The following is a 797-nucleotide window of genomic DNA, read 5'->3' as shown; positions in this document are numbered from 1 at the left end:
AGTTGATCGCGAGCCAGCGCATCACGCCGGCGAGCACGAGCGAGGCGCCCGCGAGCTGCGCGAAAAAGCGCAGCCAGCCGGACGACGGCTGATAGATGCCGCGGCGGCGCAGCCCGATGAAGAGCAGCAGCGAGTTCAGGCACGCGCCCACGCCGATGCTCAGCGTGAGCCCCGCGTGGCCGATGATCGGCACGAACACGTAGTTCGACAACTGCGTGACGACGAGCACGCCGATCGCGATCTTCACGGGCGTCTTGATGTCCTGCTTCGCATAGAAGCCGGGTGCGAGGATCTTGATGAGGATGATGCCGACGAGGCCGATCCCGTACGTCGCGAGCGCGCGCGCGACCATCGTGACCGTGTGCGCGTCGAATTTGCCGTAATTGAACAGCGTCGCCGTGAGCGGCTCGGCGAAGAAGAACAGCGCGAGCGCGCTCGGCGCCGCGAGCAGGAACGTGACCCGCAGGCCCCAGTCGAGGAGCGCCGAATACTCGGTCGAATCGGCGTCGACGTGCGCCTTCGACAGGCTCGGCAGCAGGATCGTGCCGAGCGCGACGCCGAGGAGCGCGGTCGGAAACTCCATCAGCCGGTCCGCGTAATTGATCCACGACACGGCGCCCTGCCCGAGCCGCGACGCGATGTTCGTATTGATGATGAGCGACAGTTGCGCGACCGACACCGCGAACGTCGCGGGCACCATCTTCGCCAGCACACGCTTCACGCCCGGGTGCGCGAGCGCGCGCAGCGGATTCACGCCGATCGCGGGCATCATGTCGATCTTCTTCAGCCCCGGCAAC

At 66.8% G+C, this 797-nt stretch carries 1 protein-coding gene; it reads right to left on the bottom strand.

Annotation, left to right across the window (positions count from 1 at the left end; genetic code table 11):
• On the bottom strand, positions 1-797 hold a 797-nt coding region (gene murJ / locus J5M67_RS27260), incomplete at both ends, for a murein biosynthesis integral membrane protein MurJ (protein ID WP_207888521.1).

The organism is Pseudomonas sp. 30_B, from assembly GCF_017491605.1.
Classification (GTDB): domain Bacteria; phylum Pseudomonadota; class Gammaproteobacteria; order Pseudomonadales; family Pseudomonadaceae; genus Pseudomonas.
This window is presented reverse-complemented; position numbering and strand designations above follow the sequence as displayed.